The 18725-nt window shown below is 38.3% G+C and carries 11 protein-coding genes; 3 read left to right on the plus strand and 8 right to left on the minus strand.

Annotated features, from left to right (window positions below; genetic code table 11):
* Window positions 1-326 precede the first annotated feature (326 nt).
* Entirely contained in the window at window positions 327-1073 is a 747-nt protein-coding gene (locus tag FRZ67_RS20780) for a hypothetical protein (protein WP_147192493.1), read from the minus strand.
* A 526-nt stretch (window positions 1074-1599) separates the two neighbouring features.
* Between FRZ67_RS20780 and FRZ67_RS20785 the strand changes: the two genes are divergently transcribed.
* Together FRZ67_RS20785 and FRZ67_RS20790 are read left to right on the plus strand one after the other, a co-directional pair.
* On the plus strand, window positions 1600-1977 hold the full coding sequence (locus tag FRZ67_RS20785; RefSeq protein WP_147192494.1) for a DoxX family protein: 378 nt from the start codon (window positions 1600-1602) through the stop codon (window positions 1975-1977).
* Between the two features lie 182 nt (window positions 1978-2159).
* The gene (locus tag FRZ67_RS20790; protein ID WP_147192495.1) at window positions 2160-3833 is read left to right on the plus strand and encodes a GH39 family glycosyl hydrolase; all 1674 of its coding nucleotides are present in this window, start codon (window positions 2160-2162) and stop codon (window positions 3831-3833) included.
* Between the two features lie 252 nt (window positions 3834-4085).
* Here the strand turns inward: FRZ67_RS20790 and FRZ67_RS20795 are convergent, their stop codons facing one another.
* The 6 genes from FRZ67_RS20795 to FRZ67_RS20820 form a co-directional block, all read right to left on the minus strand.
* Window positions 4086-4838 (minus strand): SDR family oxidoreductase, encoded by a 753-nt coding sequence (locus tag FRZ67_RS20795; RefSeq protein ID WP_147192496.1) that lies wholly within the window; start codon window positions 4836-4838, stop codon window positions 4086-4088.
* A gap of 83 nt (window positions 4839-4921) precedes the next feature.
* Window positions 4922-5512: a Crp/Fnr family transcriptional regulator gene (locus FRZ67_RS20800; protein ID WP_147192497.1), complete on the minus strand. Its 591-nt coding sequence runs from the start codon at window positions 5510-5512 to the stop codon at window positions 4922-4924.
* 160 nt (window positions 5513-5672) lie between these two features.
* Complete coding sequence (locus FRZ67_RS20805; protein ID WP_147192498.1) at window positions 5673-6743, minus strand: PorP/SprF family type IX secretion system membrane protein; 1071 nt, start codon at window positions 6741-6743, stop codon at window positions 5673-5675.
* 282 nt (window positions 6744-7025) lie between these two features.
* Window positions 7026-12335, minus strand: coding sequence for an Ig-like domain-containing protein (locus tag FRZ67_RS20810; RefSeq protein ID WP_158638420.1), 5310 nt, complete (start codon window positions 12333-12335; stop codon window positions 7026-7028).
* Window positions 12336-12643: 308 nt separating this feature from the next.
* Window positions 12644-13813: a hypothetical protein gene (locus FRZ67_RS20815; RefSeq protein ID WP_147192500.1), complete on the minus strand. Its 1170-nt coding sequence runs from the start codon at window positions 13811-13813 to the stop codon at window positions 12644-12646.
* Between the two features lie 20 nt (window positions 13814-13833).
* Window positions 13834-14823, minus strand: coding sequence for a hypothetical protein (locus FRZ67_RS20820; protein WP_147192501.1), 990 nt, complete (start codon window positions 14821-14823; stop codon window positions 13834-13836).
* Between the two features lie 337 nt (window positions 14824-15160).
* Here FRZ67_RS20820 and FRZ67_RS20825 point away from each other — a divergent pair, with 337 nt between their 5' ends.
* Window positions 15161-16573, plus strand: a complete 1413-nt coding sequence (locus FRZ67_RS20825) for a sulfatase-like hydrolase/transferase (protein WP_147192502.1) — start codon at window positions 15161-15163, stop codon at window positions 16571-16573.
* 151 nt (window positions 16574-16724) lie between these two features.
* Here FRZ67_RS20825 and FRZ67_RS20830 read toward each other — a convergent pair whose 3' ends face one another.
* On the minus strand, window positions 16725-18671 hold the full coding sequence (locus FRZ67_RS20830; RefSeq protein WP_147192503.1) for a tetratricopeptide repeat protein: 1947 nt from the start codon (window positions 18669-18671) through the stop codon (window positions 16725-16727).
* Between the last annotated feature and the right edge of the window lie 54 nt (window positions 18672-18725).

Here is an 18725-nt window from a genome sequence, read left to right on the forward strand (position 1 = left end):
TGCATACGTGCTCCATTAATTACTTTCTCCTTACTCCGCGAGTCTCCAAACGATTTTGCTTCTCAGGCGAGTGTCTGAGAGCAGTGTGAGCAGGCTTTGTGGCACTCGCCGTATAGTTAACTATAACAACACGGCGAGTCCGCTTCACGCAATGCTCTACACATGAGACTCGCCTTAGAAATGGGTACAACCTTCTTCATGCTGAACATAGTGTAGAAAGTACAAGTGAGTGACACAACGAAAGATGCCATGTGTATTGCAGCCGGGTAAATAAAAAAGCTGGTGGCATTAACACATTAACTGCAAACAATTTGAAAGATCACTAATTATTTTACTTTTCTTACTGTATCTGCTGTTGCTGTATTTAATTGGTACAATGCGTTTTTCTTTTGATTGATCATTACACCAAAAAAGGGTTCAGGTGTATAGCTTTCTGCAGGGGCAGAACCAATGAACATATGGTAACCTTTTGGACCGGAAGCGAAGAACCCGGTTTCGCCATCTTCCAAAACCGAAATACCGGTTGCATCCATACCATTAGCTCCGTCAAGTGCCAGCACAACACGATTTGTTTTTTCACCAACATTTAAAATACCCAATCCTCCGCGTTCAAATCCTTCATCATCGCAAAAGATCAAACCGGATTGCTTACCAATGCGCGGACCAATATTTGCATCAGGAACACCATCTCCCAGACAAACCTTATCATATCCCTGCTCATCAAGGATCAGTATTCCATCAGATTGATGGTTATAATCTTTATACCATTTCATGTACTGGTCAGCATCAGGAAATTTTTTCGACCATAATGCACGTACCCTTGCTGTGTCAGTTCTTATCCTGTTTTTTGCATAAGGCAGCGGAGCGCCTATTAAGATGCGTTCCTTACCATTTTCATCAACGATCACCAAACCTTTTGCACGTAAAACTTTATTATCATCATTGTCCTTGAAGGAAAAAATAAAGAAAGAGATAAATAATAAGAGCACTGAAGAAAACAAAAATGTTAACTGTTGCATTTTCTTCTTTTGTTTGTTTAACTGAAGTTTTAATTCAAGGAGTTCGTTATTCATGCTGGTAATTTTTAAAACTGGTATTCAGCAAATAAACTTATTTGCAGCAATCAGCTGGCACCAGGGTGAGTAGTTTGCGGGTTTTGTTGTATGAAGTGCAATTTTTCAGTCTTCGAAGAGTTTCATGAAAAGATTCTGCGGGTACGAACAATAAATAAAAATCCTTTCGACGAAAGGTCTCCATTGTGGCTTTGAGTGCAGGTTATGGGCCGTTGCGGATAGCTTACCGTAATGTATTATAGCTGTGTTTTAACAGGCATCCAATAATCTGGTATTTATAATACGCAAGGTCTCCTGGCTATGAGCTAGGCCCTTAAGGAAACGTTGCTGAAAAAGGAAAATTCATTAAAGAATATATTTCATACTGCAGATAAAGATACCCACCAAATGGTGCAAGCAGGCAACCAAACCCTGGCAGCAGGGCGACTTGTGCCGTAATCTGGCAAGAAAAATTTGCGACATGAAAATAAAATGAAAAACTTATTTTTATTCCCAAAAAAATATTTCAGGAAAATAAACCATTCCTATGACATCAAAAACTACCAACACCATTTACTGGATTAGCACTATTATTTTCGCAGCGTTGATGATATTCTCTTCTGTAGATGGCCTTCAGCCTACACAACAGGCTATTCAATTGATACATGATAGACTTGGTTATCCTGTGTATTTTATACAATATATCAGTTTTGCAAAATTGCTTGGTGTTATTGTTATTCTAATACCTGGTCTCAACAGGATAAAAGAGTGGGCCTATGCGGGTTTGTTTTTTGATCTTGCCGGGGCTATTTATTCAGGCATTGCATCTTCAGGTAAGTTTGACCCCCTGATGATTACTCTGCTGGCATGGATAATACCAGGCATCTTGTCTTATTATTTCTGGCATAAAAAAATAAAAGCATAAATATTCTTCCCCTCTTAGACCAGCATGTTAATATAAAAACAACATACCAGCGCAGAAATGAGGCGTGACTTGTGCTTAGCAAGCATGCGACGCAAGTAAAGCCAAATAGTAGTAATACAGACCGGCTAAAAAAATAAGATTATAAAATGAAAGGATGATAACTTTCAATTCAAATAGTGCCAATGAAATTTTCTTCTCTCTTTTTATTAATTGTAATTTCTACATTTATATACAACACAGTTGCTGCGCAGATAACAGTTGATCTGAAACAACAAGGCAAACCATTGCAACCTTTATGGGCACATTTCGGTTATGATGAGCCTAACTATACATACATGAAAGACGGCAAAAAACTGTTGAGTGAAATTGCTGCATTAAGCCCCGTTCCTGTTTATGTAAGATGCCACAATTTGTTAACCACAGGTGATGGAACCGCTGCATTAAAATGGGGCTCAACGAATGCATATACAGAAGATGAAAAGGGAAACCCTGTTTACGATTGGCATATTGTTGACAGCATCTTTGATACTTATATTCAACGCGGCATGAAACCGCTTGCAGAGATTGGTTTTATGCCCGAAGCATTGTCAACACATCCGCAACCTTACCGTCATTACTGGAAGCCCGGTGTGAAATATGACAGTATTTATACAGGCTGGGCATATCCGCCAAACGATTATAAAAAATGGGGTGAACTGGTATATCAGTGGGTGAAACATTCTATTCTGCGTTATGGTGAAGCTGAAGTAAAATCCTGGTTGTGGGAAGTATGGAACGAACCGAATATCAGTTACTGGAAAGGCACGGAAGAAGAATATTTTATGATCTATGATTATGCTGCAGATGCAGTAAAAAGGGCATTGCCTGCTGCACGTGTTGGCGGTCCTGCAACAACAGGTCCGGGATGGGATAAAGCTGCAGCATGGTTAAAAGATTTTTTACTGCACTGTGCTGAAGGAAAAAATTATGCAACAGGAAAAAAAGGTGCGCCACTTGATTTTATCAGCTTTCATGCAAAGGGAAGCCCAAAGGTTGTAGATGGTCATGTGCAGATGAACATGTCGCCACAAGTAAATGATGTTGCAAAAGGTTTTGAAATAGTAAACGCATCTTCTTACAAACGTCTCCCCATCTATATTACAGAATGCGATCCTGAAGGTTGTGCAGCGTGTGGTATGGCAACCAATCCTGAAAATGCATACCGCAATGGTACTTTATATTCAAGTTATACGGCTTCTTCTTTTGCAAGAATATATGACCTTGCTGCACGATATAAAGTGAACCTGGCGGGACTTACAAACTGGTCATTTGAATTTGAAAATCAAAAATGGTTTGATGGATTCAGAGATCTTGCAACGAATGGCATTGATAAACCTGTGCTCAATGTTTTTCGCATGTATGGATTAATGCAAGGCAACAAAATAATTGTTGAGAACACAAATCAAATTCCATTAGACAGCATACTTAAAAACAGTGTGCATGGAAGCAGTGCAGATATTCATGCATTGGCAGGTGCTGATAAAAATACGGCAGCCATCATGGTGTGGAATTATTATGATGCAGATGTTTTGAATGAAGCATCGCCGGTTACTGTCACCATCAAAAATATTCCTGCCAAAAAAATATTGCTGCAGCATTACCGCATAGACAAAGATCACAGCAATGCTTATGAAGCATGGAAGCAAATGGGCTCGCCACAAAATATTACAGATGAGCAATACAAGCAATTAGAGCAGGCAGGTCAGTTGCAATTACTCAATTCACCTGAATGGCTTAATACAGCAAACGGAGAAGCTGTTATTCATTTTTCCTTACCGCGGCAAGCAGTGTCACTGCTGAGACTGACTTACCAATAAAAAATGAACTGTATAAGCAAGTAGCATCTAAATATAAAGGCTTTTGAAGCTCAGTATAGAACAAAACGCACAAGTGAGTGACACAAGAGAAGATGAATAGTATTACTACTGCTGGCGTAATAACAATAAAATTTACTGATAATCTGCTGAAACCCCGGATTGATGGACATTCATTCTTGGCGGAGCTTCTGCAAAAGAACTTTGCAAAGAGAAATCCCTTTCAAAAAACCTGAAAGGGATTTACCCGAAAAATTAAAGTGAACGGATACCACCATCCAGTAACATTTCTGCACCTATCATAAACGATGAATCTTCTGATGCAAGGTATAAAGCAGCAGATGCTATTTCTTCAGGTTTGCCAATTCTTTTCACCGGTGTAAAATTTCCCATATTGGCAGCTACAGCTTTTGCATCTTCTTTTGTATCAGTAATGGAATCAAAAATGGGTGTGTCAACAGGGCCCGGTGTAATTACGTTTACGCGTATCTTTCTATCAAGCAGCTCTGCAGAAAAACTTCTTGCCAGCGAACGCACTGCTGCTTTTGAGGCAGCATAAGCTGCATGATTAGGAAACCCCTTTTCATTAACAGTAGAAGAAAGCAGGATTATGGAAGCACCATCATTAAGATAAGGCAACGCTTTCTGCACTGTAAAAAATGCTCCTTTAAAATTGATATCGGTTACCTTATCGAACATCGCTTCTGTAAAGACCGGCAATGGTGCCAGCACATATACCGCGGCATTTACAACTAAAACGTCTGCCTTATCAAATTTTTCATGAATAGTTGCGTAAAGAGAATCAATATCGGCAAGATTGGCTACGTCTCCCTTTACTGCAATAGCAGCATTACCAATTTCTGTTAAGGCCTGATCGAGGTTTTGCTGATTACGACCTGTAATAATAACTTTTGCACCCTCCAATGCAAATAATTTTGCTGTTGCCAGTCCAATGCCACTGCTACCGCCGGTAACAATTGCAACTTTGTTTTTTAATTTCTGTGACATATATTTTTTGTTTTCGAACACAAAGCTGGCATAGAAATAAAAGTTTTACAATGAACCAGGCTAAGAAAAACAGTTGAACCAGTTCAACTTTTTTTCTTTGTTTTTTTATTACGGATCCTGGAAAGAAATTCTGTGGTCATGCCAAGATAAGATGCAACGGCGTATTGCGGTAGCCGTTGTACAACTGATGGATACGTTGCAAGAAATTCATTATAGCGTTGTTCTGCGCTTAGTGTAAGTGAAGAAATAATTCGTTTCTGAAAAAACGCACCGGATCGTTCTGCCATAACACGAAAGAATGTTTCAAATTTATGATTCGATCTTTTTAGTTCCTGTTCTTTCTCATACGTGAGTTCCAAAACAAGACTGTCTTCCAGCGCTACCACGAACATGGTTGCCGGTTTTTGAAAAATATAACTGTTGTAATCAGATATCCACCAGTCTTCCACCGCAAATTGAATGGTGTGATCGATACCAGCCTCATCTATAACGTAACCACGAAAGGCGCCATCCACTACATAATTTCTCTGCCTGACCGGAAAATTTGGTTGTATAATAAATTGTCTTTTTTTTACATGAAGTGGCCTGAATGCATTATAAAATTGCTCTTCTTCTTCCTGCGTAAGCGGTACTATTTTTTGAATATAGCCGAGAATTTTTTCGCTGCCTTTCATTGTCTCTATTTATTTGTGAGCAACCTGATAGTAATTACTTTTTCTAAATTTAGTTTATTCAATGATATTTCAAAACCAGGAATAAAATTACCTGCCGGGCTGAATAAAGATTTATTTAAGCCAACCTCAATGTTGCAGGTATGCAGCCAAAGCCTTTAAGCTATCTCCTTCTGCCACCAAATTGCGGGCACACAACTCCTTTCAAATCTCCCTGTCTGTATTGAAATAAACTTTTGAAAGAGAGGGTTACTTCAAATCCCCCCCTCGATTGCGAAGCAACTGAAAGCTTACTTATGTTGATATCGTAGCTTGTGCCAATGGTGAATTTTCCAAGTTGCAATTGTATCACAGGAATGATCGCATCATCCAAACGATATAATAAACCAGCAGTTATTCCTTTATCATCATCATCAAAAACACTAAGGTCATGATCCAGCATAATGCCTGCCTGGAAAGAACTTACGCCTGCATAGTTGAAATCTTTCTTATGCTGACCAAAATAATCACCATATAAAATAATTTCATTCCGGTCATCAATTCTTGATGATAAGCCAACATTAAACGCAAGCTTTTTATTCAGCATAATTTTTTTGTCTTCAAAGAAACCAACTTCAGGGTTAGTTATATGAAACAAACCAGCACCAAAATAGAAGTCTGTATTCTCATTAAAAGAAGTGCTGTAGCAGATGCCTGTGGAAAGGTCAAAGTAGTTAACACTGGTATTATTAAATACCTGACCGCTGTAGGGAAGTATAGAAAAACTGCCATCACTGTTTGCAACAAACTGGTCGTTCAGCACGAGTTTGGAGGGATCAAATCTTTGCTGCATCAAACCACCCATGAATGCAACAGAAAGAAAAGAATTTTCTGAAACAGGAATACTTACATTAAGTGCGGGCATGGCCTGCGTGGTACTAAATTCTGATGTCCCCGCCACATCTCTTAACAATTGAAGGCCGGTTGTAAGCGTAAGATCACGACCCATGATCTGCACCGGAAATTTTATTTCGGAGCTTAAGCCAAAAGTTCTGTATGGTATGGTAACACTTTGCCATTGGTTCCTGTAAGATGCCGTAAATCGTATATCGCCCGTAAATATACCAGCCAGTGCAGGATTGCGTAAAAGCGGCTGATCATAGAACTGTGAGAAACCAACATCCTGCGCCACTGCGGCAGTCTGCATTTGCATTGCAATGCATAGCATCAATATCATCCTGCAAAACGTTTTCATAAAAGTTATTTATTACAACTTTGTATAAGATCAATTCATTTTTATGATACCAGCTTTGTTTTTTATAGCATCGCCTGTTGTGTCACTCACTTCATCGTTCCGAACATTTCTGATCAAGTGAAAAGTGAAAGGTCAAAAGTCAAGCACGTGCATCTTCACTTTTCACTTTTGCCTTTTCACTGCAGCTTCTCTTCCTGCAGCAAAAGTGTGCGACGCAACGATGCTTAACCAATGAACAAAAAGCCGGTGACCAAAATATTTTTACTCATCATTACATTGCTGTTATCTAAGCAACGTTACATTTCCTTTGTACGTGTATGGAACACCATTCTCACAAATAACATCAACAGTATAAATATACACACCAACATCTGCGGGTCTTCCGTTTATTAATCCATTCCATCCGTAAGCAGCGCTGTTTGGCGAAAAGTTGGTACGCTCAAAAACTAATCTTCCCCAGCGGTTAAAAATCCTGAAAGATTTTACAGATGCAATACCCGAAGCTCTTACCATAAATACCGCATTGGATGCATTGCCATTTGGTGTAAATGCATTGGGCATAAACACCTGCGAACTCTGGCAGAAAACTTTTACGCAAATAGTATCACGGCCAACACATCCGTAAACATTTGTCGCATTTAAATAATAACAACCTGCATTTTTTACAGCAGCAACAGGAGCAGAACAAATAGCATCATTGCAATTGATATTCTGCGACGGTGTCCATGCATATGATTTCATGGGCAACACATTCGGATCATTTGCATTGGTAATAGTTGTTGCTAAATTCAGCAGGTATCCGGTTGGTACAGTAAGTGTATCCTGTGCAAATTTTACAATAGGATAGTTCCCGATCTTTATAAGTGTATCTGTTGTGGAACTGCACCCTGTTTGCGCCGACGTTACAGTTATTGAATACACACCGCCATCCTGCACCTGTACATTATTGATAGCAGCATAAGCATTGTTTACGGGAAAGCCTGTGCCCGGCCCATTCCAAACAAAACTTAATATGCTATTGCCGGGAATAGAACTTGTTGCCTGCAAACTCAGATTATCTCCCACACATAAAGGACTTCTTGTAGTTACCTGGGGCTTGGTTGGGGATTGTTTTATAGTAACAATAAAATTGGTTGCAGGTGAAATACAATTATTCTGTATAGCATAGACAATATATGTTCCTGCATAAGATACAGGCGCAGATGGAAAGCTTATAACAGTATTTCTTGTAGTATCTGCAAGCGGGCCAAATGCAGGTCCTACCCATACATAATCTATCGGGTATGTTTCTGAACTTGTTGGTGATGATGCGGATAAACTCAACATATTTTCACTGCATAAAGGGCCGTTATAACCGGCAATTGGTTGTGCAGGCGGGTCAGGATCTTTCAACACAAATACATCAGGTATTTTTTGAGAAAGGCAATTATTGCTTTCGACATATATGTTTGAGTAAGTTCCTGCAACAAGCGGTATAGTTATTTTTCCGTTTGCATCACTTGTTGCAACGATTGCATAAGCTGTTTGAAATTTTGTGTAGTGAACAATAAATGAAATGTTCGGCATTGCGTTATTATTAAGATCAAGTACATTCAACACAATAGAGCCTGAAGGAATACCACATGCTGTAGGATTCGTATAGCTTGAACTAATGATCTTCGCTGTTGCATTTACAACTGCTGTAACTTTTGATTTCCCGCTTTCGCATCCATACGAGTTCGACTGGCTTGCATAAAATGTGAATGTTGCAGGTGTATTTGTATTAATGAGAGGTGCTGCATTCAAAGGATTTAAATTTCCATCATACCAGTTAACAGTATTTCCCGGTACGGCATTTACCGTTAATGTTTCCGGTGGTGTATGCATGCAATATTTAAAAGTATCTGTTACCAATGCAGCAGGTATTGGATTAATTATTAGCGTAAGATCTGTAGGCGCACCATCGCAGGGATTTTGTGTAGGATTTGTTGGTACAACATGTATGATGATAGACTGACTTACTGAACTTGTATTTGTAAACAACAATGATATGCTTGCATTTGGATCAGAGGTTGTTCCTGAAGTTACACCTGTTACACCTGCAGGTAGTGCACTTGTAACAGACCATGTATAAAGAGTATTGGCAACTGTTGATAAAGGTTTAAAGACAGCCGTTCCGCCGGAACAAATTGATTGTACCAAAGATGAAAATGTTATAACAGGACTATCATTAATTGTAACAGTTGTAGTTGTTACAAAACCGGGACACGGTGCAGATGGTTGTATGGTATAGGTTACGGTATAAGTACCCGGTAAACTTAATGATGGATTTATTGCACCTGTTGTTGAATTAACAGATAATCCTTGTGCTGAACTATATGTTCCACCAGTTGTTCCGGAAAATGTAACAGCTTGTGGAATTGTTACACCACGACAATAAGAAGAAGCAGGATATTGTATAGCAGCAGTTGGTGTGCTATTGATGGTTATTTGTGTTGTGGTTACAAATTCAGCACAACCTCCTGCAGCAGCAATAGTATAAGATATAGTATATGTTCCCGCAACTGCACCTGACGGATCAATAGTACCTGTTACAGTATTGATCGGTAATCCCGTTGATGGTGAAACAGTATAAGTACCGCCTTTGTTACCGGTAAGCATTACATCAACTTTAGGGTTAGGTGTATTGGCTGAATTAATAACATTACAGAGGTTTGTAGCAGCATATGAAATAGTTGCAAAAGGCGCTTTTGTGATAGTAACTTTTGTTGTTGTTGTAAACCCGGGGCATGGTGCAGATGCAGCTATGCTGTAAGTTACAATATAGTCTCCTGCAGTACTTGTTGAAGCTGTTATAACACCTGTAGCAGCATCTATAGTAAGACCTGTTGTTGATGAAAAACTACCACCTTGTGTTCCGTTAAGCTGTACACTTATTGCATTGGTTGAAGTACATATTGGTGGATAGCTTATCGTTGCTTCAGGTGTTCCGTTCACTGTAACAGTTGCAGTTGTTACAAAATCAGTACAACCACCTGAACCTGGAATTGTATAAGAGATAGTATATGTTCCTGCCGCAGCACCCGATGGATCTATTCTTCCATTAATTGTATTAATTGGTAAGCCTGTTGCAGGCTGTATAGAATAAGTGCCTCCGGTATTGCCTGTAAGTACTACATCAATTGGCGGATTTGGTGTTGATGCAGTGTTGGTAACATTACAAAGATTGGAAACATTATAAGTTATAGTTGCACTCGGCGCTTTTGTAACAGTAACATTTGTTGTTGTTGTAAATCCTGGGCAGGGAGATGAAGGAGCAATTGTATATGTAACAACATAATTTCCGGGTATGCTTGTTGAAGCTGTAATGGTGCCTGTTGCAGCATTGATCGTTAATCCTGCTGTAGATGTATAAGAGCCACCTGATGAACCGGTAAGCTGAACTTTTACATCCCCGTTTGAAGTACAGATAGAAGGATAAGTTATGGAAGCATTTGGTGTACTGTTTACTGTAACTGTAGTGGAAGTAACAAAATCGGAACAACCTCCTGTTCCTGTTATCCTATAATAAATAGTGTATGTTCCTGCAGTAGCTCCCGAAGGGTCGATGGTGCCTGTTGATGCATTAACAGGTAAACCTGGTGATGGAGAAATAGTATAAGTTCCACCTGTAGATCCAGTAAGGTTTACATTAACGGGCGGGTTTGGTGTTTGTGCAGTATTGTTTACATTACAAAGATTCGTAACAGGATAACTTATCGTTGCAGATGGTGCTGCTTTTGTTGTTACAGTTATTAATGCTCTTGGTCCTTCACCACAATTAGTTGACTGGCTTACATAATAATCTGAATTGCCAACAGTAGTTGTAGAAGGTGTTGGAGCTACTGTACTTCCTGTTCCTCCTGTAGCTGTTGTGTACCAACGTAATCCTGTACCACTTGCAGTTAATGGTACAGCAGGTTGGTTCTGACAATAAATTATAGGTGATACAACAACCGGTGCTCCCGGTAATGATTCAACATTTACAGTTATCACTGCTCTTTTACTTTCGCAATCACTTACTGTTTGACTTACATAAAAATTAAAAGTGCCTGTTGCAGCAGTTGATGGAGTAGGGGCAGTTGATGAACCTGTACCCCCGATAGCAGTAGTGTACCACAACAATCCTGTACCTGTTGCTGTAAGTGGAGTTGCTGCCTGGCCCTTACAAAGATTCACAGGTGTGCTTACTCCGGGCTCTGCTGGTATGGCATGAACAACAACGGTAACAGGTACTCTCGGACTCTCACATTTACCTGCCAGGGTCTGGCTAACATAGTAGGTAGTAGTGCCCGGTATTGCAGTTGAAGGTGTCGGTGCTACTGAAGTACCTGTACCTCCTGTAACAGATGTGTACCATAACAATCCCGTACCTGTTGCTGTTAATTGCACAGCCGTTTCATCCTGGCAATAGCTAACTGGTGTTGCTGAAACAACCGGGCTTTGCGAGGTTTCTTTTACCACTACTGTTTTGGTTTTGATATCCCCGCCACAGGTTGCGTTGGAACTTGTTAATGTAACAGTGTAAGTACCAGCATCTGTATAATTATGACATGGCGGTGTTGTTGCAGTAGAAGTGGAACCATCTCCAAAATCCCATGTATAATTACTTATGGTGTTACAATTATTACCACTGCTTCCATCCGTTGTTTTATTGGTAAAACAAACTGCGTCAGTAACGCATACAGGCGTATCTATAGCAAAATCAGCAATTGGTTTATCCCTTATTATGATCTGGTTTACTGTATAGGTAGTAGTATAACAGGCGTTCGTGGGTTGTAATATAGCTGTATAATCTGTTTTCGGACAAGATGATGTTTTATAAGTATGTGTTACCTGCTGCGCTGTATCCGCATTATTTAGCGGATGTTGTAAAGTAACAGGAGAAGTACCATCTCCAAAATCCAGCTGGTAAGTTGTACCCGGAGAATTATTGGCCCAGTTACCTATCACAAAAGTAACATCTGCCGGTGCACATAAATTTACTGTTGAAGCTGTAGTGGTAATGCTTGCCAGGGGGTTGGTACCATTATAAAAATTATATGTTGCAGTTTTGCTGCAACCATTCGATGTAGTAACTGTGAATTTTATTTTAAAATAGCCCTGGTTGGTATAGGTATGCGTGGTTTGTGCATTTGCAGCCCAGTCCGTTTGTGTAAAATGTGCTGAACCATCACCCCAATCTATGTCATAGCTTGCACCTGAACCTGCCTGTGTTGTACTATTGCCTACTACTAAAGTATAGGTTGTTGTTAAACCATTGCAATAAGTAAAAGGGGCGTCTGGATTATTGATATCAGCCAAGCCGGGAACAGGTAAGGGATTAATGGTAAGTTTTTCAGTTGTAGTATCAGCCCCATTACCTGTTGTAACAATTACAGTTCCTGTTGTTGCTTTAACAGACACATAAGCTGTAATAGATGTAGCGCTGTTAACGGTAAATTTTGATGCCGTATCAGTTCCGAGCTTTACACTCTTTATGCCTGTAAAGTTCGTACCTGTTATAGTCACAGCATCACCCTGGCAAACCGTCGTTGGAGAAAATGATATTATTGCCGGTGCTTGTGCAAACAAGACAACGTTGTTTAATAAATACTGGAAAACAATACAGCTAATTATTTTAAAGGTTTTAAAGCAGTTAGTCATGAAGTTGCAGTACGGTTTTAAGGATTTTTTTAAAGATATTATTTATCTGATGTTCACTGGCTTAAATTTCCGCGATTGTATAAATGTTTTTATAGATTAACTCTTTGCAGGGTCGGTATGTCAATTGCAAAGTAAAAATTTTTTCGCATCAGGAGATCACTTTTGTATGAAGGTATTAAATAAAGCAGTTGTATGGCAAGTTGGTACTGTGTTATTCAGGCTGTAAGATCAAAATCTTACAGCTTTTTGTTTTTTTCTACCAGGTATTCAAGCCACAAGATCTTGTTGTAAGCAGGGCAATAGAAATAATAGGTTATATAACTCCAATGTAAAAAGATTTGTTTGAATGGTGTAGGATAGGAGAATGCCGCTCTTGCCTGAAAGAAAATGTATTGCTGCTGGTTACTTTTTTCAAATTCTGTAATGCTCTGTAAATCCAATGATGGTGCAGGTTTTCCGAGCCTTAGTAATGCAGTTCGTAAAATTATCTGATCCATAACATTCGTGCTCTTGTCAAGTAATGCATGAATATCTTCTACCAGCTGTGGTTTGTAAATTTCAAGTTCAGGAATATGAAATGCTCCCATCAATCTTGTAAGATGGTATAATAAGATCGAAGATTTTACATAGTATGGTGAAAGATAAACAGGCGCTTTCATGTGCTCTCTATTCTTCACCATTTGTGTGATGAGATCAAGTGTAGCGCTGTCTTGTACAGTAAAAGTTAAGTGTTTGTCATACATAAAATACAGGATATTGCATTGCACCGCAAAATCAAAATCAGGAGTCATACGTGTGCCCAGATAAGTACTATATGCTGGAATGTCTTTATACTTTCTATAAGTTGAAATAATTTTACGCCCGTTACTTTTATTAGCGACATCTATTAATCTCTTTTTTACATTGGTGTTTGCGTTGTCATCATTGTTATCTGTCATTAATATCATTACGGTATCATCGGCATCTTCTCCTTGTCCGAATACACTCTTTAAATATTTAAAGTAATAAGTGTGCGGCATAATAGGTGCATGCGTTGGCCAGAAATTATAGAATGGCTCTCCAAACTGATCTTTGTAATATGGGTACGTTGAAGTTGCTTTTGAAATAATATTTTGAGCAACCTTTTTATTTTCGCCGATTAAGTAAGGCAGCATATTACGCAATGCAAAAGCGCCAATAGCCGTGAAGAATATATTATTGTCCGGCTGATAGTTATGTGGTGCACCACCGCATTCACGAAAAGAGGGAAACATGCCTGCATAAAATTCACCATCTGTTGCAACCTGGGCAGCAGCAATATCTTTCACTAATGCGTTAATAAGCAATGAATCACTTTGGTGTGCATTCGCTGAAATACAAAATGAAAGTAGTGAAACTAAAGTCAGCCATGTTTTCTTAAATTGCATATTTGCACATTTTCAAATTTTCACATTAATCCCGGCAGTTTCCATATATAATAAAACCATTTAAGAAAATTAGATGGCTTTTCCATATCAACAATCATATCTTTTCTTTCAAGCTGCCACCAGTTTATTTCTCCTTTTTTCTTTTCAAAAGATATGAACTGGTCAAGTGCAACCGCGCTTCTTGCGTTAATTGTGTTCATTATGATGCAAAAAATTTCTTTGTTCTTTTTTGCATAAGGAAGCGCCATTATTTTTTGATTTTGTAATTTGATTCTTTCAATAAATTTTTGTTTAAGTTCAATATAATTATCGCAAGTATTTATCAAAGTATAAATATTGTCGCGTACATCTTTGTAAAGGTCAAAGATATCATTGCCAAGCTGGTAAAGACTCCCAATAAGAAATAATACTTCCTGCATCTCTTTATCAGCCGCATCATCCAGGCATTGATGATAAATTATAACAGAGACAGCTCCTTTTGTGTATGTGATTTGTTCAATTTCTTTTTTTGTAATTGCAGTATTCTTTTGCTTTACGGTTTCTGCCTGTATATCTAAAACAGCTTTTGAAGCTTTTATATAAGCTTCTTTATGAGGAACATTATGTAGTAAAAAGCTTTGTATCTCTTTTGCTACCTGTGCTGAAAAAGTAACTGCTTTAAAAGATTCCGGGTCAAATGTTATCTGTTCTATGCTTTTATGATCAAGTTTATCTATATCAAAAAGATCATCGCCTACAGGTGTTAAAATGCCGAATAATGTTGCTCTTTTCCTTTCAGCTTCTGTAAGCTTTTTTCCATACAATCTTTTATAACTGCTGCATAAGAATGATGTAATAAATAAGCCATAATAATCAGTTATCTTTTTCTTTTGTTCAACCGAAAACTGCCCGTCATATTTTTTTTCGAGATCATGCAGATAAGGTAAAAGGAAGTTTTTATTGTATTTTTTTTGTATGCTTATCTCCTTATAAACGCTTATAGATGCCTTAATATACCTGCTTACATTCATCTTTTCCTGTTATTGCGCTCAAACCTACAGAATTATATTTTTTAAAATCGCCTGCCTTACGTAATTTTCTACCCTAAAATACTCAATGCATTCTGTAACCCTGCGTATTGGGTATTTATTCTTCCGGTGTTAATGCAAAAATTGACAGTCATAGCAGAGTCAAAGATCACTGTATAACGGTTTTTAATTCGCCTGAAATTTATATTGTATTTTAGCTGCTGCAATATAAAGAGAAGCACAAGAGTGCGACGCAACCAAAGCTTAACTGCAATTCAAAAGCCGGGTACATAAACAATATCCTTCAAAAAATTATTATAAACCTCGTAAACTGAACCTTATGCGTACGTTCCAAAAACTCATTCGCAATTCTTTTTGCAGCAGCAATTATTCATTATTCTTTTTGCTTGCTGCGGTTATTTTCTTTTCAGGCTGTAACAAAGAATTTAAAGAAAACAATACTTCTGCTGCAATAAATGCTACAGGTATTGATGATGCACGGTCATCAAAACCAAATATCGTGTTGATACTTTCAGACGATGTTGGTTATGAAATACCAACTTACACCGGTGGTCAGTCTTACATTACACCGAACCTTGATAAGTTGTCTCATGCTGGCATGCAGTTTACTCAATGTTATTCTTCGCCCATGTGCTCACCATCAAGGGTTATGTTACTTACAGGTAAATATAATTTTCGCAATTATACGGGATGGGGCGCATTGTCGCTTGACCAGCGCACTTTTGCCAATATGTTTAAGACTGCGGGCTATAATACTTATGTAGCGGGTAAATGGCAATTAGATAATGGAGATCTTGGCGTACACACTTTTGGATTTGATGAGTATATTATTTTTAATCCTTACGAAGACAGGAATACCAGTCATGATAACAGCCCACTAACCATTGGCCGTTATAAAAGCCCTGAACTGTATGTAAACGGCGCTTACCTGAATCCTGATAGTGTGATAGGAAAATATTGCGATGATATACTTGTAGATTCCATTACGTCATATGCAGCAAAAAGTAAAGCTCAGAAAAAACCATTTTTCATTTATTATCCTATGAGCCTTGCACATGATCCATTTAGTCCAACACCAGATGATCCGGAATATGCCACATGGGATAATTCTCCTTCTAACAGCGATACGAGTTTCTTCCCTTCAATGATCAACTACATGGATAAAAAGGTGGGGCAGCTGATAAGGCGTTTCGATAGTATGGGGCTTACAAAAAGCACGATTTTTATTTTCATCGGTGATAATGGTACGCCTCATTATATTTTTTCACAGTATAAAGGTCAAACGGTGCAAGGTGGCAAACAACAAACAACAATTTGGGGCACACATGTACCAATGCTGGTGTATTGGAAAGGACACATAAAGCCTAATACGATCAATAATAATCTTGTAGATTTTACAGACTTTCTGAGCACCTTTGCAGACCTTGCGCAAACACCCAAACCCACTACCTACGGGCAATTGGATGGTGTAAGTTTTTATAACTCCCTTATTGATCCTAATACAAAAATTCGTGATTGGGTATTCGATCATTATAATAATGACCGATATACAGACAAGCCTACTTACCGTTTTGCACAGAACAGTATTTATAAACTATATGATTCATCGGGGTTGTTTTATAATATCGTTACCGATCCTTATGAAGACACGAATATTCCTGTTAGTAAGATGACGGCGGAACAATTGCAATTAAGAAATTACTTTCAATCAATCATGGATTCTTTGCATTAATGAAGTAGGTATTACGGGTAGATATTTATGAACCTGACTTTGGCATTTTCATAGCGGCAACTGTTGCGTCGCACTCTTGTACAACATAACTTTATTCGGCAAAAAATACAGGCATCCTGCAGTAATGCGGGATGTCTTACTTAATCGTTGTTCATTGTTTCGCCGGTTCAGGATCATACACCAATGAGCCACCTTTACCAAACATACGCAGTGCAATTTCTTTACCGGCGCCATCTGCTTTTTTAAAGATCAGTCTTTCGTTATTTACAACCGGAACACCATTGGCGCTTCGCACTGTTATAACAGCTTCATAAGAACTGCCTCTTTTATTGAATATGATCGTGGCGGAAAGTGTAGCATCTTTTCCGGAGGTATTGATATTGCAGTCTTTTATCTCATCCACCACATCTTTTATCACGGCATCATCTGTACCAGATACAGAAAGCTTTACAGATGTTTTTATACCTGTAAAAGGCAGCAATTGCGGGTAATCTTCATATAAGGCATTAGAATAAGAACTAAACCTGTTTTTGTTACCGTTATCGTCATAGGCTTTTACAAGCCCTTCATACAAACGGGCAATAAATAATTTTTCATTGGCAGTATCTACCAGCGAAATTCTGTCTATATTTTCAAGATCTTTCAACGCATCTTTTTCATCGCCTTTTTCCCATTTAAATTTTGCGGCAAATAATTTAAAATAGCGTTGAATATTGTTGCGCTTATCTGTTTGCTGGTATGTAGTGTATTTATCAATAAAATATTTCGGGCTAAAATCTTTCATTAAATACCATGCTTCATCAAAGGAAGTGGTTGCTTCTGCACAAAAGAGATCGTATAAAAGCCTGTCACGCTCGGGATTATAAGTTAGTTGATTTACCACTATATATTCAGCGGTCATTTTTTGCGCTTTATATGTAGCAATATTGTACAGGCTTGTTGGCGAATACCACCAGCCGTTATTCAGAAATTTTTCCTGTTCTATCTTTTTATCAAAAAGCTGTATGCGTAATAAATTTATAGTAAACTCATACTGACTTTGTGTAAGCGTTGTACCGATATGCAATTCTTTAAAATTAGCTGCTTTGTTCAATGCAGCTTCTGCACTGTCTAATTGTGCATCGTACAAATAACTTCTTGCAAGCGCAATATTATACCAGCCAAAACCAGGTGTGGAGCCACTTGCAGTAATGATGTCATTGCACATCTGAATGGCTTCTTTTGTCTTGCCTGCATATATATACAACTCCGGCAGATAGTAATAGGGTTCTCTTAAAAATCTTTCGAAGCTTTTGTCTTTATCTTCAGTAAAATACTGTTGGGCTATAGCAAAATTTCCTATTTCACTTTGCATACCGCCAAAGTTGTTCCACGAAACACGGCCACCATCTGCAAGACGCTGGTAATAATATTCACTGCTGTCATAGTTTTTATTATAGCAATGCAGCAAAGCAAGATTATGATAGATCGTAAGTTTTCTTTCTTCACTTTGTGCGGGTCCCCAGATGGCATCATTATCTGCTTTATATCTGTTAATAAAAGCAAGACCTGCATAACACCATTGAAAGGCCATCTTTTCATTTTCCTGCACAGAATTTTTTAGAAAACTATAATCTTTTGAAGTTAAGAAACGGTTGCGGTGATACATCCAGGAACGTTGATAGCTTAGCTCAAAGCCGATATCATTTTTAAGATTATAAGCTTGTATGCGGTCTATTAACTGCATCGATTTGTCAGGCATCTCAACATTGTCATAACAAAATTTCAATGCAGAGAAGATCATGTAGAGATCCTGGTAGCGATTGAAATTTGCGATAAGGTTATTTACGTTATTATACAGTGTATGAAATGCTTTGCCATAATCATTTTCAATAAGGTCAAATGCTTTCTGCAAAGGAATGATCGCATTTTTATAACCGAGATAATCAGCGCTGCGATCATACTTGTACATGCCTTCATACATCCAGCCTACATAGTAAGTGCTGTCAAGTCTTATAAATTCCCTGCTTCTTGGCAGTGCATCTTTCGATGAAGGATCAACACCTGCACGTTTTGCATCAATTTCATATCGTGCCTGTGCTTTGCTTTTAGAGGTCATAGAAAGGCTTTGTGCAAAGGAGCAATGGACAATGAATAATGTACAAAGAACAAT

This window comes from Panacibacter ginsenosidivorans (assembly GCF_007971225.1).
Classification (GTDB): Bacteria; Bacteroidota; Bacteroidia; order Chitinophagales; family Chitinophagaceae; genus Panacibacter; species Panacibacter ginsenosidivorans.

Coding starts and splice junctions, on each gene's coding strand:
- FRZ67_RS20800 (WP_147192497.1), bottom strand. CDS start 5,512: ATGAAAGGCAGCGAAAAAATTCTCGGCTATATTCAAAAAATAGTACCG.
- FRZ67_RS20805 (WP_147192498.1), bottom strand. CDS start 6,743: ATGAAAACGTTTTGCAGGATGATATTGATGCTATGCATTGCAATGCAA.
- FRZ67_RS20780 (WP_147192493.1), bottom strand. CDS start 1,073: ATGAATAACGAACTCCTTGAATTAAAACTTCAGTTAAACAAACAAAAG.
- FRZ67_RS20790 (WP_147192495.1), top strand. CDS start 2,160: ATGAAATTTTCTTCTCTCTTTTTATTAATTGTAATTTCTACATTTATA.
- FRZ67_RS20820 (WP_147192501.1), bottom strand. CDS start 14,823: ATGAATGTAAGCAGGTATATTAAGGCATCTATAAGCGTTTATAAGGAG.
- FRZ67_RS20825 (WP_147192502.1), top strand. CDS start 15,161: ATGCGTACGTTCCAAAAACTCATTCGCAATTCTTTTTGCAGCAGCAAT.
- FRZ67_RS20785 (WP_147192494.1), top strand. CDS start 1,600: ATGACATCAAAAACTACCAACACCATTTACTGGATTAGCACTATTATT.
- FRZ67_RS20795 (WP_147192496.1), bottom strand. CDS start 4,838: ATGTCACAGAAATTAAAAAACAAAGTTGCAATTGTTACCGGCGGTAGC.
- FRZ67_RS20815 (WP_147192500.1), bottom strand. CDS start 13,813: ATGCAATTTAAGAAAACATGGCTGACTTTAGTTTCACTACTTTCATTT.
- FRZ67_RS20830 (WP_147192503.1), bottom strand. CDS start 18,671: ATGACCTCTAAAAGCAAAGCACAGGCACGATATGAAATTGATGCAAAA.